19 protein-coding genes are annotated in these 20,635 nt (G+C 74.2%); 4 read left to right on the top strand and 15 right to left on the bottom strand.

Annotation, left to right across the window (positions count from 1 at the left end; all coding sequences use genetic code 11):
• Positions 1–14 precede the first annotated feature (14 nt).
• From Q0994_RS14840 to Q0994_RS14800, 9 genes are all read right to left on the bottom strand, one after another.
• Positions 15–950, bottom strand: coding sequence for a PDR/VanB family oxidoreductase (locus Q0994_RS14840; protein WP_299534313.1), 936 nt, complete (start codon positions 948–950; stop codon positions 15–17).
• A 62-nt stretch (positions 951–1,012) separates the two neighbouring features.
• The gene (locus Q0994_RS14835; protein ID WP_299534310.1) at positions 1,013–2,641 is read right to left on the bottom strand and encodes a thiamine pyrophosphate-binding protein; all 1,629 of its coding nucleotides are present in this window, start codon (positions 2,639–2,641) and stop codon (positions 1,013–1,015) included.
• Positions 2,642–2,650: 9 nt separating this feature from the next.
• Positions 2,651–3,439 (bottom strand): SDR family oxidoreductase, encoded by a 789-nt coding sequence (locus Q0994_RS14830; RefSeq protein ID WP_299534307.1) that lies wholly within the window; start codon positions 3,437–3,439, stop codon positions 2,651–2,653.
• A 19-nt stretch (positions 3,440–3,458) separates the two neighbouring features.
• Positions 3,459–4,214 (bottom strand): SDR family oxidoreductase, encoded by a 756-nt coding sequence (locus Q0994_RS14825; RefSeq protein ID WP_299534304.1) that lies wholly within the window; start codon positions 4,212–4,214, stop codon positions 3,459–3,461.
• Complete coding sequence (locus Q0994_RS14820; RefSeq protein ID WP_299534301.1) at positions 4,207–4,728, bottom strand: cupin domain-containing protein; 522 nt, start codon at positions 4,726–4,728, stop codon at positions 4,207–4,209. Before Q0994_RS14820 ends, Q0994_RS14825 begins: the two co-directional genes overlap by 8 nt.
• A gap of 76 nt (positions 4,729–4,804) precedes the next feature.
• A complete protein-coding gene (locus tag Q0994_RS14815; RefSeq protein ID WP_299534299.1) occupies positions 4,805–5,653 on the bottom strand; it encodes an alpha/beta fold hydrolase in 849 nt (282 codons plus the stop codon).
• Positions 5,650–6,447, bottom strand: coding sequence for an aspartate dehydrogenase domain-containing protein (locus Q0994_RS14810; RefSeq protein WP_299534297.1), 798 nt, complete (start codon positions 6,445–6,447; stop codon positions 5,650–5,652). The genes Q0994_RS14815 and Q0994_RS14810 overlap by 4 nt, the downstream gene beginning before the upstream one ends.
• Positions 6,444–7,436, bottom strand: coding sequence for a VOC family protein (locus Q0994_RS14805; protein WP_299534295.1), 993 nt, complete (start codon positions 7,434–7,436; stop codon positions 6,444–6,446). Before Q0994_RS14805 ends, Q0994_RS14810 begins: the two co-directional genes overlap by 4 nt.
• Before the next feature lie 39 nt (positions 7,437–7,475).
• The gene (locus tag Q0994_RS14800) at positions 7,476–8,960 is read right to left on the bottom strand and encodes an aldehyde dehydrogenase family protein (protein ID WP_299534293.1); all 1,485 of its coding nucleotides are present in this window, start codon (positions 8,958–8,960) and stop codon (positions 7,476–7,478) included.
• Between the two features lie 305 nt (positions 8,961–9,265).
• Between Q0994_RS14800 and Q0994_RS14795 the strand changes: the two genes are divergently transcribed.
• Together Q0994_RS14795 and Q0994_RS14790 are read left to right on the top strand one after the other, a co-directional pair.
• On the top strand, positions 9,266–10,630 hold the full coding sequence (locus tag Q0994_RS14795) for an MFS transporter (RefSeq protein WP_299534291.1): 1,365 nt from the start codon (positions 9,266–9,268) through the stop codon (positions 10,628–10,630).
• Between the two features lie 306 nt (positions 10,631–10,936).
• Positions 10,937–11,473, top strand: a complete 537-nt coding sequence (locus Q0994_RS14790) for a MarR family winged helix-turn-helix transcriptional regulator (RefSeq protein ID WP_299534288.1) — start codon at positions 10,937–10,939, stop codon at positions 11,471–11,473.
• A gap of 10 nt (positions 11,474–11,483) precedes the next feature.
• Here the strand turns inward: Q0994_RS14790 and Q0994_RS14785 are convergent, their stop codons facing one another.
• From Q0994_RS14785 to rph, 3 genes are all read right to left on the bottom strand, one after another.
• On the bottom strand, positions 11,484–11,849 hold the full coding sequence (locus tag Q0994_RS14785; protein ID WP_299534285.1) for a helix-turn-helix transcriptional regulator: 366 nt from the start codon (positions 11,847–11,849) through the stop codon (positions 11,484–11,486).
• 127 nt (positions 11,850–11,976) lie between these two features.
• Positions 11,977–12,387, bottom strand: coding sequence for a VOC family protein (locus tag Q0994_RS14780; protein ID WP_299534282.1), 411 nt, complete (start codon positions 12,385–12,387; stop codon positions 11,977–11,979).
• A gap of 112 nt (positions 12,388–12,499) precedes the next feature.
• Positions 12,500–15,106, bottom strand: a complete 2,607-nt coding sequence (gene rph, locus Q0994_RS14775; protein WP_299534280.1) for a rifamycin-inactivating phosphotransferase — start codon at positions 15,104–15,106, stop codon at positions 12,500–12,502.
• Positions 15,107–15,610: 504 nt separating this feature from the next.
• Between rph and Q0994_RS14770 the strand changes: the two genes are divergently transcribed.
• Positions 15,611–16,345 (top strand): IclR family transcriptional regulator, encoded by a 735-nt coding sequence (locus tag Q0994_RS14770; RefSeq protein WP_299534278.1) that lies wholly within the window; start codon positions 15,611–15,613, stop codon positions 16,343–16,345.
• Positions 16,346–16,501: 156 nt separating this feature from the next.
• A complete protein-coding gene (locus tag Q0994_RS14765) occupies positions 16,502–16,969 on the top strand; it encodes a hypothetical protein (RefSeq protein WP_299534277.1) in 468 nt (155 codons plus the stop codon).
• 322 nt (positions 16,970–17,291) lie between these two features.
• Here Q0994_RS14765 and ssuE read toward each other — a convergent pair whose 3' ends face one another.
• The 3 genes from ssuE to Q0994_RS14750 form a co-directional block, all read right to left on the bottom strand.
• A complete protein-coding gene (gene ssuE / locus Q0994_RS14760) occupies positions 17,292–17,849 on the bottom strand; it encodes an NADPH-dependent FMN reductase (protein ID WP_299534276.1) in 558 nt (185 codons plus the stop codon).
• Between the two features lie 132 nt (positions 17,850–17,981).
• Entirely contained in the window at positions 17,982–18,761 is a 780-nt protein-coding gene (locus tag Q0994_RS14755; RefSeq protein ID WP_299534274.1) for an alpha/beta hydrolase, read from the bottom strand.
• An 89-nt stretch (positions 18,762–18,850) separates the two neighbouring features.
• Complete coding sequence (locus tag Q0994_RS14750) at positions 18,851–20,629, bottom strand: FAD-dependent monooxygenase (protein ID WP_299534272.1); 1,779 nt, start codon at positions 20,627–20,629, stop codon at positions 18,851–18,853.
• Positions 20,630–20,635: the final 6 nt, after the last annotated feature.

Raw genomic sequence — 20,635 nt, 5'->3', positions numbered from 1 at the left:
TGAGTGGGGGAAGGTCAGAGGTCGAGGACGAGACGTCCGGTGGCGCACCGCGAGACGCAGATCATCATCGTCCCGCCGGTGGCCCGTTCGGCGTCGCTCAGCAGGAAGTCCCGGTGCTCCGGCTCCCCTTCGAGCACCCGGGTCTCGCAGGACCCGCAGACGCCCTCGCGGCAGCTGCTGTCCACGCCGATGCCGGCGTCCTCGGCCGCGTCCAGGATCGAGCGGCCGACGGCCACGCCGAACGTCAGGCCCGAGCGGCGGGCCTCCACCTCGAACGCCGCTTCGTCGCCGGTGGGTTCGGCGACCGGGGCGGAGAACCGCTCCAGCCGCAGCCGGCCCGCCGGGCAGCGCTGTTCCACGGCGGCCAGCAGCGGCTCCGGGCCGCAGGAGTACACCAGGGCCCCGTCCGACAGGCCGGCCAGTGCCGCGTCGAGGTCGATGTGGCCCAGCTCGTCCTGCGGGACAAGCGTGACCTCACCTCCCAGGGACGCCAGTTCGGCGGTGAAGGCCATGGAGGCGCGGCTGCGGCCGCCGTACACCAGCCGCCAGCGGCCGCCCCGCCGGGCCGCCTCACGGGCCATCGCCAGCAGTGGGGTGATGCCGATGCCGCCGGCGACGAACAGGTAGGAGTCCGCGTCCTCCAGCTCGAAGCGGTTGCGGGGCCGGGAGACCACCACCTCGCGTCCCGGCCGCAACTGGGTGTGCACGAAGCGCGAACCACCCCGCGAGGACGGCTCGTTGAGCACACCGATGCGGTACCGGTCGCTCTCGCCGGGGTCGCCGCACAGGCTGTACTGGCGGATCAGGCCCCCGAGATGGACGTCGAGGTGGGCCCCCGGCGTCCAGGCGGGCAGCGGCTTGCCGTCGGGGTGGGTCAGCTCGACGGACAGGACACCGTCGGCCTCCCACGTCATGCGGTGGACGATCAGGCGCAGCGTGTCGTCACTCATGGTCGGGTGCCTCCTTACCGGCAGTACGGGTGGGTCGGGGGTACGGTGCGGCGGTCCGGGCCCTACTGGCCGGGGATCCGCACGGGCGGGGTGAACGGGGTCTTCATCGGTCCGAGGGCGTTCAGGTCGACCTCGACGAGCGTCGGTCCGTCCGAGGCGACCGCCTCGGCGATCACCGGCCCGGCGTCCCGCTCGGCGGCGATCCGCCGGTACGGCAGCCCGCACGCCTCGGCCAGCAGCGCGAAGTCCGGGGTGACCAGGTCGACGCCGGAGCGCCGGTCCGCATACCGGTCCTGCATGTTGCGCAGCACGCCGTACCCGCCGTCGTTGAAGACGAGCAGCGTCAGCCGGGGCCGCTCCTGGGCGAGGGTGAGCAGCTCGCCCAGGTGGACGGCGAGCCCTCCGTCGCCGGCGATGACCACGGTCGGGTCGTCCGGCCGGGCCAGTGCCGCCCCGATGCCCATGCCGAGCCCCTGGCCGATGCCGCCGCCGCGCGGGAAGACGTTGTCCCGCGGGTCGTACATGTCGAGCAGCCGGTTGCCCCAACTGCTCGACGGGATGGTGACGTCGCGGGCGACCACGGCCTCGCGCGGCAGCGCCGCCCGGATCGCGTCGCAGATCGCCGCCTGCGGGCCGATCCCCTCGTGCAGCGTCTCCCGGACCCGCGCCCGGACCCCGGCCACCCGCTCGCTCCAGCCGTCCTCGGCCCGAGCGGCGTGCGGCAGCAGCGCCGTCAGGGTGGCCGCGGCCTCGCCGTGCAGGCCGTGCGCGACCGGGTACACCCGGCCGAGCGAGCCTGGGTCGGCGTCGATCTGGATGTGGGCGGCCGGCAGGCCCAGCGTGTAGTCGGCGGTCTCGTTGGAGCGGAAGTGGGTGCCGATCGTCAGCAGCACGTCCGCCTCGTCGAGCAGCGCCCGCACCGCGGGGGAGGTCCCGAAGTTGCCGATCACCTGCGGGTGGTCCTCGGGGACCGCGCCCCGGCCGGAGTTCGAGGTCAGCAGCCCCGCACCGGTCGCCTCCAGCAGCCGGGCCAGCTCCGTGCCGGCCCGCGCCGCGCCGCCGCCCGCCCAGATCAGCGGCCGGCGCGCGGACGCCAGCAGGGCTCCTGCGGCGGCGAGCGACTCGGCGTCCGGCACCGGAGCCGGGGTGTCCGCGACGGCAGGGACCGGCTCGTCGAGCTGCGCCGCGTACTGGAGGTCCACCGGCCACTCCACGCTCGCCGGGCCGCCCGGCACCGCGAGCGCCGCACGGGCCGCCTCGCGCAGGACGCGCCCCGCGGAACGGTCGTCCGGAACGCCCGCCGCGTGCACCGAGACCGCGCCCAGCATGGCGAGCTGGTCCTTCGTTCCGTGGATGAACCCGCGCCCGCTGCCCAGGTACGCGCTCTCCACCTGGCCGGTGACGTGCAGCACCGGGCTGCCCGCGCTCAGCGACTCGATCAGCGACCCGGCCGCGTTCCCCGCGCCGGTGCCGGTCGAGGTGAGGGCGCAGCCGAGGGTCCCTCGGGCCCTGCCCCAGGCGTCGGCCGCGTTGACGGCGGACGCCTCGTGCCGGACGGGGACGAAACGCAGCTCCCGGTCGACGGCCTCCACCAGCGGCAGGTTGTGCACACTGACGATGCCGAAGACGGTGTCGATGCCGAGTTCGCGCAGGACGGCGACGAGGAGATCGCCTCCGTTGTCGTAACGCATGGGTTCTCCTCAGAGGATGGAGCGGTTGACGCCGCCGCAGACGTCGACGCTGGTGCCGGTGATGTAGGACGCGCGGGGCGAGAGCAGGGCGACGACCGCGTACGCGACCTCGTCGGCGGTGCCCAGCCGGCCGAGCGCCACGCCCCGGTCGGCGGCGAGTTCCGCCTGCCAGTCCTCGTACGGCATGCCCGATCCGGCGGCGGCGTGCCGCCGGGACCACTGGCCTGTGTCGATGAGGCCGAGACAGACGGAGTTGACCCGGATGCCCTCGCCGGCCAGCTCGGCCGAGAGGGACTTCGAGAGGTTCAGGACGCCCGCGCGGGCGGCGCTGGTGGTGATGAGACGGGTCTCCGGCTGCTTCGCCAGCACCGCGTTGATGTTGACGACGCTCGCCGCGTCGGACGCGGCCAGATGGGGGCGGGCGGCGCGCAGCGGGTTGAGGACGCCCGCGAACTTCAGCTCCAGCTCGTCCCGCCAGTCCTCGGCCGTCGCGTCGTCGAGCCCCTTCATGCGGGACTGGCCGGCGTTGTTGACGAGACCGTCGACCGCCCCGAACCGTTCGGCGGCGGCGCGGACGAAGCCGTCCACGGCCGCCGCGTCCCGTACGTCGCACGGGGTGGTGAACAGGCGGTCGCGGCCGGCGCCGAGCCGGGCGGCCGTCCTGGCCAGCCGGTCGGCGTCCCGCCCGCAGGTGGCGACGTTCGCGCCCTCGTCGAGCAGGGCGCGGACCGTGGCCAGGCCGACGCCCGAGCTGCCGCCGGTGACCACGATCGTGCGGTCGGCGAGGCCCAGATCCATAAGTCGTCTCTCCTGCGTGTCAGTTCATGGTGAAGCCGCCGTTGACGGCGATCACCTGTCCGGTCAGATAGCGGGACTCCTCGCCCAGCAGGAAGGAGACGATCCCGATGAGGTCGTCCGGCTGCTGAGGGCGGGAGAGGGCCCGGTTCAGGCGGTAGAGGTCGTGCCGCTCGGCGGGCACCGTCTCCGTCGCCTCGCACTCGGTGAGCCCCGGCGCGACGGCGTTGACCGTGATGTTCCGGGGGCCGAGCTCGCGGGCCATGGCCCGGGTGAGCGCGATGACCGCGCCCTTCGAGGCGACGTAGTGCGCGAGCCGGGGCGAGCCGTAGACCGCTGCGTCCGAGGCGATGTTGACGATGCGGGCCGGCTCCGCGAACAGCGGGTACAGCGCCTTCGCCACCAGCCACGGACCACGCGTGTTGACCGCCATCAGCCGGTCCCAGGTCTCCAGGCCGATGTCCTGGAACTCCTTGCCGCCCACGCCGTTGGCCAGCGCCGCGTTGTTCACCAGCCCGTACACCTGGCCGAACGCGCCCACCGCCTCGGCGAGCCCGGCCACCGACGCGGGGTCCGCGACGTCGCACCGCACGAAGTGGGCGTCGGCGCCCAGCCCGCACAGCTCGGCGGCCGCCCGCTCGCCCCGGTCCCTGTCCAGCTCGGCGACGACGACCCGGAAGCCGTCGGCGCCCGCCCGGCGGGCCATGGCCAGTCCCAGGCCACGGCCCGCCCCGGTGACGACGACGGTGCGCCGCGCGGTGCCGGGACCGTCAGCCACGGGTGACACCGTGCATCGGCGAGTACTCCGGGTAGGACGGCACCTGCGGCTTCCGGGTGCCGATGACCACGCAGAACAGGGCGTCGGTGTCGCCCTCGTTCTTCAGCGAACGGGTGACGCCCGCCGGGACGACGATCATGTCGCGGTACCCGAGGGTGCGGTACTCGGCCTCGTCGGGGCCGCGGTGGATGCCGACCTTGACCTGGCCCTCCAGGACGAAGAACGCCTCCTCCACGTCGTGGTGGGTGTGCGCGGGGCCCTCGGCGCCGGGCGGCAGCAGCATGTTGGAGAAGGTGAACCCTCCGGACGGCAGGATGCGGCTGTCGCCCTCGTGGTCGCCGGTCGCACCCGACCCCACGTAGCGGATCTGGCCGCGGCGGAACTGCGGGCCGGCCTTCTCCTGGAAGGAGAGGGTGTCGAAGTCGGCGACGCGGGACTCCTTGGTGGCGATCAGGGAGTCGGTGTACGACGCGAGGTCGTCGCCGTTGTCGTAGGCGGTGGTGGTCAGCGGCATGGTGGTTCTCCTGTTGCTCGCGGGTTGCTCGGGAAACTCGGGAAAATCGGGAAAGGGAGGACGGCTCGGGAGCGGGTCACCCGGGAAGGTGCGCCGGACCCCGGGCGGCCGCCCGTTCGGGGATGCGCGCGGTGATGCGCAGGTGGGCGAGCACCCAGGCGTCGAAACGCTCCGGCTGCTCCTGGTTGGCCAGATGACCGGCGTCCTTGACGATCACGTAGGCGGTCTTGGGGAGGGCGCCGGCCACGGCCTGGCTCGCGTCCGGGCCGGTCACCGTGTCCCGGTCACCGCACAGGACGAGGGCCGGTGCCGTGATCGAGGGCAGTTCGTCGCGCAGATCGGCCGAGGCCATCGACTCGGCGGCGTACGCGTAACCGGGCAGCCGCACCGAGGCGGCCATGGTCTCCACCACCCGGCGGACCAGCTCCCGAGGTGCGTCGGGGGAGACCAGCCGGGGTCCGCGCGCCTCGGCGAACGCCCTGGGGCCCGCGGCGGCCAGGTCCTCGGCCCGCGCCCGCATGCCGGCGGCCTTCGCCGGGTCGGTGCCGGAACCGACGCTGGAGTCCGCGACGATCAGCGAGGCGACCAGCTCCGGGTGGCGGGTGGCGAGCCGGAGCGCGATCACCCCGCCCCAGGAGACCCCGAGCACGTGCGCCTCACAGCCGCGTTCCCGGATGACGGCCGCCGCCGCGTCCGCGAAGTCGTCCAGCGACAACGGGCCGGGCGGATCGGCCGACTTGCCGTAGCCGGGTGCGTCCCACGCCACCACCCGTACGTAGGCGGCGAGTTCGGCGAGCTGGGGGACGAAGGCGGCGGACGAGGAGCCGATGCCGTGCAGGCACAGCAGCAGGGGTCCCCCATCACCGGCCTCCTCGACGTGCACGTGTGTCGCGGGTGCGGTGCGGGCCGCGGCGGCGGGGCTCACAGGATCTGCCCCGACCGGCCGGCCAGCGCGGCGAGCGAACGCAGCACCGCGTGCGGCACGATCCGGCTGGTCGCCGGGTTGCCCGGGTCCGGCAGGTGCGCCACCTCGAAGCGGTACGCGCCTTGCGGCCCGGAAGCCTCGATGACGTGCCGGGTGCGGTGCGCCGCCGGGTCCGCGACGACCCGCACCCGGACCGCGTCCGGGTCGCCGACGGCCAGCGCGACCGAGGCGGCCACGTTCGTCGACTTCGGGAACTTCACCGGAACCTCGCGGGCCGTCCCGGACATCACCTCGACCGCCTCGGTGGTGGTACGCAGCAGAGTCAGCAACTCCGCGTCCATCCATGGCTGTTCGAGGGTGGACGGCAGTTTGGTGGTGGTCAGGCGCACCTCGTCCAGCGGACCCATCGAGCGGGCCGCCTGGAGCAGGTCCAGGCCGCCGACCGCGCCGCCGGTGAAGTACACCCGGCCGGGACCGGCCTTCAGCAGGCGTCCGGCCAGGGCGTCGTCGGTGAGCGCGCCGGTGGAGGCGATCAGCAGGTCGGTCCCCGACTCCAGCACCCGCTCGCCCCAGGCCCGCACCACGCCCTGGCCGGCCGCCTCGACGATCAGGTCGCAGAGATCGAGGGCCTCCTCGAAGGCGACCTGCCGGGCGGGAGAGGCCTCGCCGAGCGGACGGTTGTCCACGACGCACACCAGTTCCGCGCCGGGCACCGCCTTGTCGGCGAGCGCGGTCCCGACGACCCGGCCGATCGCTCCCCACCCGACGATGCCCACCTTGCGGACGTCGCTCATGCGGCACTCTCCTTCACGGACGCGGATGCGGATGCGGGCACTTCGGGGACGGCGGCGGGGGCGGCGTCCACGGGGGCGAGCGGACCGGGGTCCGGGGCGCCCGCCATGTGGCAGCGGATCTTCGCCGAGGGCGGCCCCGCCGTCCCCCACAGGTCGGACAGCTCCGGTACCCGCCGCCACACCCGGGCGATCCAGGCGTCCTCGACGATCTGGGCCACCTCGGAGGTGTACTCGCAGACCAGCCCGGACGGGTCGGTGAAGTACGAGAAGGTGTTGTTGCCGGGGCCGTGCCGGCCCGGCCCCCACTCCGGCGCGATGCCGTGGTGGCGCAGCCGCCCGAGCCCGCGCATGAAGTGGTCGACCGAGGTCATCTCGTAGGCCACGTGGTTGAGCGAGGTCCACTCCGCCTGGTTGAACGCCACGCAGTGGTGGTCGGAGCCGCAGCGCAGGAACGCCATCCGGTGCTCGGACCAGTCCGAGACGCGCAGCCCGAGCACGTCGGTGTAGAAGGCGACGGCGGCGTCGATGTCGGTGGTGTTGAGCACCGCGTGGGTGACCCCGACCGGCACCGCGCCGTCCCGGCCGCGCGGCACGACCGCGTGCACCTGGGCGCTGATCTCGATCAGCCGCCCTTCCGGATCGGTGAACCGCAGCCCGTAACCGCCGCCCGCCTGTTCCAGCGGCCCCGGTCCGAACGCCGGGACGATCCCGCGCTCTTCGAGCCGCCGGGCCGCGGTGTCGACCTCGGCCGGGGTGCCGACCGCGAACGCCAGCCGGCCGAGGCCGACCCGGTCCCGCTCGCTGAGGTGCAGGACGTGGTGCTCGTCGCCGGTGCCGCGCAGCCAGCGGGCTCCGGTGTCGGACTCGACGGTGGTCAGACCCCAGACCTCCTCGTAGAAGTCGGCGGCCTCGGTGAAGGCGGGGGTGTGCAGCTCGACGTAGCGCAGCGAGCGGAGGCGGGCGATCGGGCCGGGGGGTGCGGTGTGCATGGTGTGTCTCCAGACGGGCGGCTCAGGTGCGTGCCGGGGTCAGTTGGCCCAGGGGAGGGGGGCGTCGGAGGTGCCCCAGTACAGGGACTTCTGCCGCTGGTAGGCGCGGATCGCGTCCCGGCCCTTCTCGGTGCCGAGGCCGCTGTCCTTCCACCCGCTGAACGGCGTGGACGCGCTGAACTGCTTGTACGTGTTGATCCAGACCGTGCCGGCCTCGACACGGCGGGCGATCCGCCAGGCGGCACGGGCGTCGCGGGTCCAGATTCCGCAGGCCAGACCGTAGACGGAGTCGTTGGCCTGGCGCACCAGGTCGTCCTCGTCGTCGTAGGGGAGGACCGCCAGCACGGGGCCGAAGATCTCCTCCTGGCAGGTCCGCGAGGTGTTCGGCAGCCCGGCGAGGACGGTGGGCAGGTAGTACGCGCCGTCCGCGTACCGCTCGTCCTCGGGGGCGTGTCCGCCGCACAGGACCCTCGCGCCCTCGGCGCGGGCCGCGTCGACGTGCGCGGCGACGGCGTCACGGTGCTTGTGGTGCACCAACGGGCCGACCTGGGTGCCTGGTTCGGTGCCGGGTCCGACGCGCAGCTTGCGGACCCTGGCGACGAGTTCGCCGACGAACTCGTCGTGGACCGGGCGCTCCACGAAGAGGCGCGAGCCCGCGATGCAGGACTGGCCGCTCGACGAGAAGACACCGAACATGACCCCCGCCAGGGCCTGTTCGAGGTCGGCGTCGGCCCGCACGATCGTCGGCGACTTGCCGCCCAGCTCCAGCGAGGCGGGGGTCAGCTTCTGCGCTGCCGCCGCGGCGATCGTGCGCCCCGTCTCCGTGCCGCCGGTGAAGCCGATGCGGCGCACCAGCGGGTGGCGCACGACGGCGTCGCCGACCACCCGTCCGCTGCCCGGCAGGACCGACAACAGGGCGGTGGGCAGACCGGCTTCGGTCAGCGCGCGGGTGATCAGACGGCCGAGGGCGAGCGAGACCAGCGGGGTCCAGGCGGCGGGTTTGAGCAGCACGGCGTTGCCGGCGGCCAGGGCGGGCGCGATCTTCTGCGCGTCGCTGGCCACGGGGGAGTTCCACGGGTTGATCGCACCGACCACCCCGAGCGGCTCGTGGACGCTCATCGTGACGTACGCGCCGCGGGACGGGGTGATCGTCTCCTCGGCGGTCTCCAGGGCGGCGGCCATGTACCGGAAGGTGCCGGCCGCGCTCAGCGCCAGCGCCTTCGTCTCGGCGAGCGTCTTGCCGGTGTCGGCGGTCTGCACCGCGGACAGCTCGTCGGCGGCCTGTTCGGTCAACTCCGCGATGCGGTGCAGGACGCGGGCCCGCTCGTGGGGCAGCAGATCGCGCCAGGCGGGGTCGGCCACGGCTGCCGCGGCCGCCTTCGCCGCCTCGTCGACCTCGGCCACGGAGGCGCAGTGCACGGTGGCGAGCACGCGTCCGGTCGCCGGGTCGACGGTGTCGACCGGCTCGCCGGCGCCGCGCCGCCACTGACCCGCGATCAGGATGTCGGTGGAGAAGGGAAGCACGGCGGGACCTCCGGTCGAGGGGCGGGTGTCAGGGGCTCCGACGGGCGGCGCCGGGCGGGCCGCAGGGGCCGTTCCCCGGCTGGGGCGTTCGTTGTCGAAGTGCTAGAAATCTAAGGGCTTAAATAATTTGGCGCAAGGCCCCGCTCCGGAAAAATTCGACGGTCCAGTTCGAGGCGGTGGCGGCGGGGGTCGTGAAAGCGGGCGGGTCGCGTGAACATCCTATTTCTAAGCCCTTAACCATTGACCGCTTAGGTACATCGCCCTAGTGTCTGCGCAACTCCTCTGTAGGCGGAAGGGACCCCCTTATGACGACGGTGGCCGGCAAACCAGCCCTCGGCTCCGTGGCCGCACGACTCGAACGGCTGCCGCACTCGCGCTGGCACATCAAGGTGCGCTTCCTCATCGGAGCCGTCACCTTCTTCGAGGCGTTCGACCAGTTGCTGGCCGCCTCGGCCCTTCCGGAACTGGCCGACCAGTGGAACCTGTCGACCGGGCAGTCCACCTTCGCGGTCACCTCCGCCTCCGTCGGCATGCTGCTGGGCGCTCTGGCGGCGGGCTGGCTGGGCGACCGGATCGGCCGGGTGCGCACCGTCGCACTCGGCGTCGCCCTCACGGGCCTCGCCAGCCTCGCGGTCGCCTTCTCCGGCTCCATCGAGATGTTCTCCCTGTTCCGCTTCCTCCAGGGGCTCGGGATCGGCGGCGTGGTGCCCGTCGCCGCCACCTACATCAACGAGATCGCCCGCTCCGACCAGCGGGGCCGCTTCTTCCTGCTGTACGAGATGGTCTTCCCGGCCGGCCTCGCGGCGGCCACCCTGATCGCCGTCTGGGTGATCCCGCACTTCGGGTGGCGGGCGATGTTCCTGATCGGCGCGCTGCCGGTGGTGATCGCCGCCGTGCTGTCCCGCAAGGTCGAGGAGTCGCCGCGCTGGCTGTTGGCCCGCGGCCGCACCGAGGAGGCCGAAGCGGCCATCCTGCGCATCGAGGCCGAGGTCGTCCGCGGCACCCGCGAACCGCTGCCGGCCCCCGCGACCGAGGTCCCCGACGAGGTCACCGCGGGCCGGCTGCGCGACATCTTCAAGGGGCGCTACCTCCGCCGCACCGCCGTCGTCTCGGGCCTGTGGTTCGTCGCCTACTACGTCAACCACGGCATCTCCACCTGGCTGCCCTCCCTCTACACCAAGGAGTTCGGCCTCGACCTGACGACGGCCCTCGTCTACACCCTGCTGAGCAACGTCACCGGTCTCCTCGGCACCCTGGCCGTCGCCCTGCTCGTGGACCGGATCGGCCGCCGCCACGCGCTGATGGGCGCCCTGGCGGGAACCGTCCTCTCGCTGGGCGTCCTCGCCCTGCTCGGCGCCACCTCGGGCCTCCAGGTCGCCGTCCTCGCCTCCTGCACGACCTTCTTCCTCTACGCGATCAACGGCGGCCTCTACCTCTACTCGCCCGAGCTCTACCCGACCCAGAACCGGGCCAAGGGCGCTGCCTTCGGCGGGATCTGGAACCGACTCGGCGTCATCCTCGGCCCCGTCGTGGTCGGCGCGATCATGGGCGCGGGAGGCGGACTGCCGCTCGTCTTCGCCCAGCTCGCCGTCATGGGCGCGGTGGGTGTCGTCATCGCCTGGTTCGCCGTCGAGACCAAGGGCAAGACCCTGGAGGAGCTGAACTCCTGAGGCGGCAGGGGCGGTTGGCCGTCCCGCCCCACCGCACGAGGCCCGCCTCCGTCGCCCCCGCCCCGGCGGACGGCACGGAGGCGGCGGGCGTCGCGGGTGGGACCGCGCGGAAAGCCGTGTGATCATGACGGGTACGCCCGCGACGCCTCAGCGGTAAGATTCTCAGTGCTGTGACATGTGCCGATACCGGCAGTGTCACGGCTGCCGTCCATGCCTTCGCGCGGGTGACCCCGGGGCGGGCACGGTGGCAAGCGCAGTGGGAAGGCCGGGAGGGGACGCCGGCGGGAGCCGTGGAAGGGAAGGCCGATGGCCGCATCGAAACCGGCCGGCGACGACGCCGTGGCGAAGGTGGTCGAGGACTGGGCGCGCGAACGCCCCGACCTGGACACCGCGCCGCTGGAGGTGCTGGCCCGGCTTCACCGGTCCTTCCTCCGCTACAGCACCCGGCTCACCGCCTCCATCGAGCGCCACGGCCTGTCGGTCGCCGGCTTCGACGTGCTGACCGCCCTGCGCCGGGCCGGCGAACCGTACCGGCTCACGGCCGGGCAGCTCGCCGACTCGGGCCTGGTCTCCTCGGCGGGCGTCACCCTGCGCATCGACCGGCTGGAGAAGGACGGTCTGATCGTGCGGGAACGCGACGCCGAGGACCGCCGGGTCGTCTACTCCCGCCTCACCGACCACGGCCTCGCCACCGTGGACACGGTCTTCGCCGAGCACCTCGACAACGAACGCCGCATGCTCGGCGGGGTCACCCCCGCCGAGCGCCGCCAACTGGCCCGCCTGCTGCGGAAACTGGAGACGTCCATCCTCGCCTCGGACGAGGAGCCGGTACCGGGCGCCTGACCGGGCGCGGTCACCCCGGCCGGTACGCCTCCGGCGCCACCCCCACCGCCTCGGTGAACCGGGTGCGCAGGACGGACGCCGACGGGCACCCCACCAGGCGGTGGAGCTCGGCGGGCCCCGCCGTGCCGTGCCCCAGCAGCACCACGGCGAGCCGGACCCGACGGGCCGTCAGATAGGCGTACGGGGAGATGCCGTAGGCCTCCCGGAACCTGCGGCCGAGCAGGCCCGCCGGCATGCCGGCCTCGCGGGCGAGCGCCTCCATGTCGAGCGGCAGCGCGTACTCCCGGTCGAGCCGGTCCCGTACGCGGCGCAACCGCGCGAACTCCGCGAGGCGCTGGGCCGCGGCACGGGCCCGTCCCCACCCCGGACGGCACATGGGCGTACTCCTTCGGCGACGGGCGAGTGCGTGCGGTGTGGGCGTCGGCGCCGGCGGCGCGGCGCGGCGCGGCGCGGTGTGGGCGCTGGTGACGGGCCCGTGCACGACGGCCGGTCCCGTTTGCCGGTCAGCGGAGCTGCTGGATGCGGACCAGGTTGCCGGCCGGGTCGCGGAAGGCGCAGTCGCGGATGCCGTAGGGCTGCTCGGTCGGCTCCTGCACCACCTCGGTGTCCCCGGCCTGCACCTTCTCGAAGACGCCGTCGAGGTCGGGGGTGGCCAGCAGGATCCAGCCGTAGGTGCCCTTGGCCATCATCTCGGTGATGGTCCGGCGCTCGTCCTCGGTGATGCCGGGATCGAGCGCCGGCGGCGCCAGCAGGATGGAGGTGTCGGGGCGGCCGACCGGTCCGACGGTGATCCAGCGCATCTTGCCCTGTCCGACGTCGCTGCGGACCTCGAAATCGAGGACGTCGCGGTAGAACGCCAGGGAGGCGTCCGGGTCCACGTGCGGAAGGGCGACGGTGTGAATGGTGATGTCCATGCATGCAGGCTAGAGGCCGCCCGGTGGCCCCGCTTCTCGATTCCTGACCGGTCCGCCACCGGTCGGGCTCCGGCCCACCGGAACCCGCCCGAGCGCCCCCGGCCCCGCGCCGTCAGGACAGGAGTTCCACGTACCCGTCCGTGCCGTGCACCCGGATCCGCTGCCCGTCCCGGATCAGCCGGGTGGCCCGCTGCACGCCGACGACCGCCGGCAGGCCGTACTCGCGGGCGACCACCGCGCCGTGCGTCATCACCCCGCCCACCTCCGTCACCAGTCCCGCGATGCCCACGAACAGCGGCGACCAGCTGGGGTCGGTGTGGGCGGTGACCAGGATGTCGCCCGCCCGCAGGTCGGCGTCCGCCAGGTCGAGCACGACACGGGCCCGGCCCTCGACGGTCCCGGCGGACACCGCCACCCCGGGCAGTGCTCCGGCCGGCACGTCGTCGCGGCGGTACGCCCCGGTGAGGGCCTCGCCGTCGGAGGTGAGCACGCGGGGCGGGGTGAGCGCGTGGTACGACCGGAACTCCTCCTTGCGCCGCGCCACCAGCCCCGCGTCCACCCGCAGGGTGCGCGCCGCCTCGTGGAACTCCTCGAAGGTGAGGTGGAAGACGTCCTCCCGCTCGGCGGTCGCCCCGGCCCGCACCAGTCGGTCCGCCTCCGCCAGCAGCGCCCGCTTGTAGACGGCGTAGCGGCTGACGATGCCGTACTTCGGGTACTCCCGGTATCCGATGAAGGTGCGGACCCGCTCGATCGTCCGCCGGGTCTCGTCGGCCTTGCGGTCTCCGTCCGGCAGGGTCCGCAGCCGGGACAGCACGTCCTGCTCGAAGGCGCGCGCCCGCCGCAGGCCCTCCTCGAAGCGGCGGGCGGCGGCGCCCGGTGCGAAGTCGCGGACGTGGTCCAGGATGACCGGCGCCAGCGTGCTCGGCCGCTCGTGCCAGCGCGGCCTGGTGATGTCGATCTCGCCGACGCAGCGCATCCCGTACCGGTCGAGGTACGCCTCGATCGCCCCGCGCGCCTCCGGGCCGCCCGCCACCTTCGCCAGCGCGTCCAGGAAGTCCGCGTCCCCGGCGTCCCCGGCGTTCCGCAGGAACGCCACCACCTCCGGATGCGGACGGACCACGTCCGCGACGTCGAGCAGCGCCAGCCCCATCTCGGACGTGATGTTGCCCGGAGCCGACAGGGTCAGCGTGTCGGCGGCGTTCTTCTCGCCCAGCCACTCCAGGAGCCTGTCGTTCAGCCACCAGGTGGCCTCCATCCCCGCCATCAGCGCCCGGATGGACAGCGGATCGCTCAGTACCCGCTTGTGCTCCGCGAACGCCTCCCGCAGGAAGTCGAACAGCTCGGGTCCGGACTTCGCGCGGATGTCGCGCTCCAGGGCGGCGACGGACGTCTCACTGCGTGCGACCAGCCCCGTGACGATGGCCGGATCGGTCTCGACCGGGGGCGGGGGAGTACCGGGAGGCGGCCCGGCGGGGGCCGGGTCGGGGAGCCGGGGGACGAACCCGTCCCGGCCGAGGACGGTCTCCAGCGCGTCCCGGACCAGCGGATCGCCCTTTCCCATGGCGTCGAGGAGGGCGGCGCGGCCGGCGGGCGCGGCCAGCCGGGGGGTGACGTCCACGAACAGCCTGCCGCCGGCCGCGTGCATCGGCACCATCGCCGTCAGCTTCCACATCGACAGCCCGAGGGCCCTCATGGGGTCCGTCATCATCTGCCCGTGGCCGACGGAGACGTAGACGTGGTTCTCCCCGTCGTCCGCTTCGGGGACGGGGAACAGCGTGGTGATCGGCCGGCTCTGGACGATCCGGAACCCCTCGTCGTCCAGGCACCACTCGATGTCCTGGGGGCGCCCGAAGTGCGCCTCGATCCGCCGCCCGGTCTCCACGAGCGCCACGGCCTGCGCGTCCGTCAGCGCCGGCCGGTCCCGCAGCCGGGGCTCGACCTCCACCTCCCGGATGCCGCCGGACGGCACGGCGCGCACGGCACGCTCCTTGACGGCGACCGTCCTCGCGACGACCTCGCCGTCCCGCACGGTGAAGACGTCCGGGTTCATCAGGCCGGAGACCAGGGCCTCGCCGAGGCCGAATCCGGCGTCGACCACGGCGGCCGTGCGGTCGCCCGTCACCGGGTCGGCCGTGAAGAGCACGCCGGACGCCTCGGGGAACACCATCCGCTGCACGACCACGGCCATCAGGACCGTGCGGTGGTCGACCCCGTTGCGCAGCCGGTAGGCCACCGCCCGCTCGGTGAACAGCGACGCCCAGCACCGGCCGATGTGCCGCAGGACCGACGCGGCGCCGACCATGTTGAGATACGTGTCCTGCTGGCCGGCGAAGGAGGCCGTCGGCAGGTCCTCCGCCGTCGCGCTGGACCGGACCGCCCAGGCGGCCCCGTCGCCGTGCCGGGCGAGGGCGTCCCGCACGGCCTCCCCGAGACCGTCCGGCAGCGGAGCCTCTTCGAGGACCCGCCGGATCTCCGCGCTCAGCGCGGAGATCGCCTCCCGGTCGTCCGGGCCGAGACCGGACAGCCGGTCCAGCCGTTCACCGAGCGAGGGCACCCGCGCCGCGACGTCCCGGAAGGCGTCCGTCGTCACGCAGAAACCGTCCGGCACCCGGATGCCGTCGATCCTCGACAGCGCCCCCAACTGGGCGGCCTTGCCGCCGACGGTCCCGAGCCAGGTCCCGTCGACCTCGCGCAGCTCGCGTACGTACGCCCCGCTCATCGGGTCGCCCCCCGTGCCGCGCCGCCCGTACGCGTCGCACGGCCCGGTCCTCCGCCCCGCCGTCCGCCCACGGGGCCGACATGGTCGCGCTTCCCGTGTCCCGACATCACCACACGCATGTCGTGCCCTCGTTTCCGCTGGTCGTGGCCTCGGCCGGACATTCTGTGCCCCGCGGGGGGCCTTGCCGCAAGGCCCCCCGTGCGCGATATCCTGACCGTGGCAGGGAGAGGGTTCTCCCTGCCCTTGTTGTTTTCGGCGCACGGGGTGCGGAGCTGTACGACGGACGCCGTGCCGGACGGACGTGGTGCCTCGCCCTGGGGAAGCGCGCCGCCTCTCTCCCCTCCCTGCCGACCCCTTGGCCCCTCCCGTCCCCACCGGTACCCGCGACCGGTGTGCGGTGGGTCACGTTCGCGCGTGGCGGGGTGTGCACCCGCTGTGAAGGTCGGGCATCCTCTCCCGGCGGCCGTGCGAGGGGGCACGGCCCGGTGACCGACCGGGGGAGAGATGTCGAGACAGACGGGCGAGGCGAGTGAGCGGGGAACGGACCGCGGGCGAGGGGTGATCGAGGGCGCGTTCGCCCTCCTGGAGGCGTTGCGCAGGTGCGGCGGGGAGGCGGGGCTCACCGAGATCGCGGCGGTGTGCGCCCTGCCGAAGGGCAGCGCGCACCGGCTGCTGGAGCAGTTGCTGCTGGTCGGCGCGGTGGAGCGGCGGGGCAGCCGCTACCGGGTCGGCTCGCAGCTCTACTGCCTCGGACAGGCGTGGGAGCCGCACCCGGGCTTACGGGTGGCGGCCCGTCACCCGCTGCACCGGCTGCGGGCGGCCACCGGGGCGAGCGCCCTGCTGACCGTCCTGCACGACGGCCGGGCCCTCACCGTCGCGTCCGTGCCGGGCGAGGCGGAGCCGCTGGTGCCGGTGCGGAACGGAATGAGCTTCCTGCTGGACACGGCGGCCGGCCAGGTGCTGAGCGCGGAGAAACGCAGACCGGCAGCCGGCTCCGGGGGCCGGCTGCCGGGGGCGGTGCTGGAGCGCGGGGAGGTCGTGGACGGGGTGTGCTGCGCGGCCCTGCCGGTACGGGGCCGGGACGAGCGGACCGTCGCCGCGATCACCGTCATGACGCTCTCCGCGCAGAAGCTGCAACGGGCGGCCCGGGAGGCGGCGCAGGCGGGCGCGGCCGTCACCGCGGCCCTCGCTCGGGCCGGCGTGTCCTCCCCCCGCCTGCCACCCGTCCTGCATTACTGACGGATCGTCAGGGGTGGGGCCGTGCCGCGGACAGGCTCTCCCCGCGCGGCGGTTCCGCTCAGCGGAACGCGCGTAGAACGGTGGGCCCGCGGTCCGGCAGTCTGTTCCTCGAGCCGGTCGGGGGACCGGCGACCACCTGAGACTACGGGGGACATCATGAACGTCCGACGACTGACCACCTTCGCCCTCGCGGGCGCGCTGGGCCTCACCTCCCTGGTGGGCGCCGCGGGCGCCGCCCAGGCCGATCCGGTCGACTACGTGCAGATCCAGCTCGTCGACCTGTACTGCAACGACGAGAGCGAGGGCGACCACGACGAGGCCTACCTCAACATCGCGGCGAACGGCGGCAAGGCCGTGAAGCTCTGGCCCGCCAACGCGTCGTACCAGACCATGGGCACCGGCTACCGCCGCGCCCTGGACGGGAGCAACGGCAACGGCCTGCTGGTGCTCGGCAAGACCGAGTCCCGCACGCTCTCGCTGTGGGACTACGACAGCACCAGCAGCGACGACCGGCTCGGCTCGGTGACCGTCACGGGCAACGAGTTCGGCGCGGAGACGCAGTACCGGGTGCTGGAGGGCTCCGGCGGCGTCTACACCCTCGCCTACCGGGTCGTCGACATCTGATCGGACGGGCCGGACGGGTCCGACCGCCCGTCCGGCCCGCGCGGCGGAGACGCGTCCCACCGCCCGATCGGGGGAACGCATCGCCGGACCTACGGGGTGCGCGGGGGAGCGGGGAGGCACAGGCACATACGGGGGACGCACCGGGCGTCATCGGCCGACGGGCCGGTGGCGCCCGGTGCCGTGCGGCCCGGCCCCGGTGGCCGTGCCGGTGCGGGTGGCCGTGCCGGACGGGGCGGTGCACCCCGCCACCGTCCTCCGGAAGCCGGAGAGCCGGAGCACCGTGAGCGCCTGAGCGGCGAGCGCCGGCGGCGTCGCTCTCCGCTCAGGCGCTGGCGGCCAGCACCGGCAGCCGGCCGCCCAGTGCCAGGGAGAAGCGGTCCGTCACCTCCTCCAGCGCCCCGGCGGTGCCGGGCGCCACCCGCAGGGTGCCGTCCTCGCCCACCGTGAGGTCCTTGTCGAGGGTGAACCAGCCCGGCACGATGTGCGCCGCGCCCATCGAACTCAGCACCGGGCGCAGCGCGTAGTCGATCGCCAGCACGTGCGCGGTGGAGCCGCCGGTGGCCAGCGGCAGCACGGTCTTGCCGGTCAGCGCGTACTGCGGCAGCAGATCGAGCAGGGTCTTGAGCAGCCCGGAGTACGCCGCCTTGTAGACGGGGGTGCCGATGACCACGCCGTCGGCCTGCTCGAACAGCGCGGCGGCCGCGACGATCGCCGGATGCCCGAAATCGGCGCCGAGCAGCGCGTCGGGGGGCAGGGTGCGCACCTCCAGCGAGGTGACGTCATGGCCCTGGTCCCTGAGCCGGTCGTCGAGATGCCGCACCAGGCGGGCGGTACGGGAGGTGGCGGAGGGGCTTCCGGAGACGGAGAGGATGGCGGCCATGGGACGACCTTTCGGGGTCGGAAGACTTTCGGGGTCGGGCAGAGGGGTGTGCGGGGCGGACCGGGCGGGGCCCGGTCGGGGAGGACGGCGACGTGCCCGGCCGCCCGCGCGTCGGTCACGGTCCGGACGGCCTCACCAGGAGCTCGACCGCACGGCGACGGCCGGCACCAGCGCGGTGCGCAGGGCCTCCAGGAAGGTGACGATCTCGGCCGCCACGGAACGGTGCTGAAGGTCGTTCAGCACATCGTGACGCGCCTCCCGCACCACCGACAGGCGCGCCCGGGTCAGTCCCTTCACCGCCGCCGCCATCGCGTCCAGGTCCGCGAGAGGATCGGCCTCGCCGGCCAGGAACAGGGCCGGGACGCCGATCGTGCCGGTGCACGCGGCCGTGAGCAGGGACGCGGGCACCGCCTCGCGGAGCGAGCCGCGCCGTACGAGTGCGTCGTCGGTGAGGACGCCCCGGTGAACGGGACAGGCGGTGCGCACGTCGAGCTCGCCCTCCCAGTCGTCGCCGGCCGGGACCGGGGCGTCCGGCGCCGGGAGCCCCGCCAGGACCACGGCGTCCGGCGTCCGGCCGCCGCCGTCGGCCGCACCGCCGAGCAGCGCGGCTATGGCGACCGCCCCGGTGTCGGCGCCCACCACCACGACGGGGCGCACCACGCCGTCCCCGTCGGCCGTGTCCTCGGCCGCTCGGTCGAGGGCGGCACCGAAGCGCGCCAGCCACCCCGCCGGATCGTCGGCCGCCCCGGCGGGATCGGGGGCGTCGAGGACGCGGACCCGGTAGGCGTCGGCGGCGAGCCGCCTGCCCAGCCGGGCGTACGTCGCACGGGACTCGCCCCGCCCCGGCACCACCAGGATCGTGCCGCGTACGCGGAGCCCCTCGGGCGTCCGGTGATCGGTGTACTCGGTCATGTCGGTGCTCCTGGGGTTCGGACGGTACGGGGAGGGGACGGGGGAGCGGTGCGGGTGAGGGGTGCCGGGAGAGGCTGCGCGGGGGGCGGTCACGCGCTCGCCGCACCGGCGGGCACGGCTCGGGCGGGCACCGCACCGGTGGCCGGCGGGCCGAGGTGCCGGCCCGTCACCCGGTCCAGCACCGCCCCGGCGCCGCCCGGCGGCAGTGTCGCGCCGCGCCAGGCCACGTGCTGGTCGGGCCGCACCAGGACGTGGGTGGCCCCGCCCGCCCCGTACACCGCGCGCGCCGCCGGATCGGTGAGGTGGACCACGGTGAAGGGCAGCGAACGGCCCACCGCCTCGGCGGCGAAGGCGTGTTCCACCGATCGGTCCTCGACCAGCACCAGCAGCGCGAACGCGTCGCCCATACGGTCGTGCAGCGTGCCGCCGTACGGATCGACCGGGCCGTCGGGCGCCCGGTGGCCCGGCCGCGCGTCGTCCTCGTAGACGTCGGCGCGCCAGGGCGGCTCCGACTCCCGTTGGCCGGGCTCGTACCAGAGCACGTCCGAGGAGTCGTACCGCTCGTCGAAGGTGACGCCCGCCCCCTCGGACCGGTCGCGGCGCAGCCGTTCGCCGATCTCGGCGCGGCGCCGGGCCGCCTCGGGGCCCGTGTCCGCGTCGTCCGGGACGCCGCCCCGCCGGATCTCGGCGAGCGTCGCCTCCCTGCGCAGCGACTCCTCCAGCGCGTGGTCGGCGACCCGCTGGTCGTGCGTCCGCCGCTCCTGGTCGTACGAGTCGAGCAGGGCGGGCGGGGCGTCGCCGGCGATCACGGCCGCCAGTTTCCACCCCAGGTTCACCACGTCCCCGATCCCCTCGCCGAGATTGCCGCCCGGGGTGCGCACGTGGGCGGCGTCCCCGGCCAGCAGCACCCGGCCGCGCCGGAACGTCTCCGCGACCCGGGTCGCATGGTGGAAGGTCGTCGCCGAGACCAGTTCCAACCCGGCGTCGAACCCGAACGCCGCCCCCGCCACCCCCAGCAACTCCCTGTCGGTGGGCTCGTGTTCCAGTGGATACGGTCCCGCGTAGACACGCCATTCGCGGGTCGAGACCGCCGCCAGGAAACCGGACGCAGTGGCGTTGACGACGATGTTGGTGGCGTTCGGTGCGGCGCCCACCCGGCCGGAGATGTCGCCGGTGCGGACGATGAGCCGCAACCGCTTCTCGGTCGCGTACGCGCCGGTGCGGCCGATACCGGCCAGCCGGCGGGTGGTGGAGCGGGCGCCGTCCGTGCCGAGGACGTACCCGGCCCGGACCGTGCGCCGCTCCCCGGAGCCGACGCCCACGATCTCGGCCTCGACGCCGTCCGCGTCCTCGCGCAGCGCGACCAGCTCCCAACTGCCCGCCACGCTCACCCGCTGCTCCTCCAGGTGCTCCAGGAACACCCGCTGGAGCACGGTCTGCGGCCGGCGCAACGCCTCGCCCGCACCGGCCCCGCGCGCCGTCCCGCCGGTGAAGGACGGACGGGCGGCGGGGACCAGTTCGTGACCGGCGAGCGAGGTGACCCAGCGCAGGCCCTGGTTCCATTCGGGCGGGTAGGTCCACGCGTCGCGGATCCGGCGCAGCAGCCCCCAGCGGCGGAAGTGCTCGACCACCCGGGCGGTGTGGCCCATCGCGCCCGCCCGGACGAGCGTGGCGGTGCGGGCCCGGTCGACGACAGCGACCTCGACCCCGCGGGCGGTCAGTTCGACAGCCGCCGCCAGACCCACCGGGCCCGCACCGACGACCAGCACGTCCACCGAGGCCGGTGGTGCGCCGACCGGGAAACGGACGGTGTGCACGTCGCGGCCACCGGTCGGCGACAGTCCTGTTCCCTTCTGTCCCTCGGCCATGTCCGC

The organism is uncultured Streptomyces sp., assembly GCF_947488945.1.
GTDB lineage: Bacteria > Actinomycetota > Actinomycetes > Streptomycetales > Streptomycetaceae > Streptomyces.
This window is presented reverse-complemented; position numbering and strand designations above follow the sequence as displayed.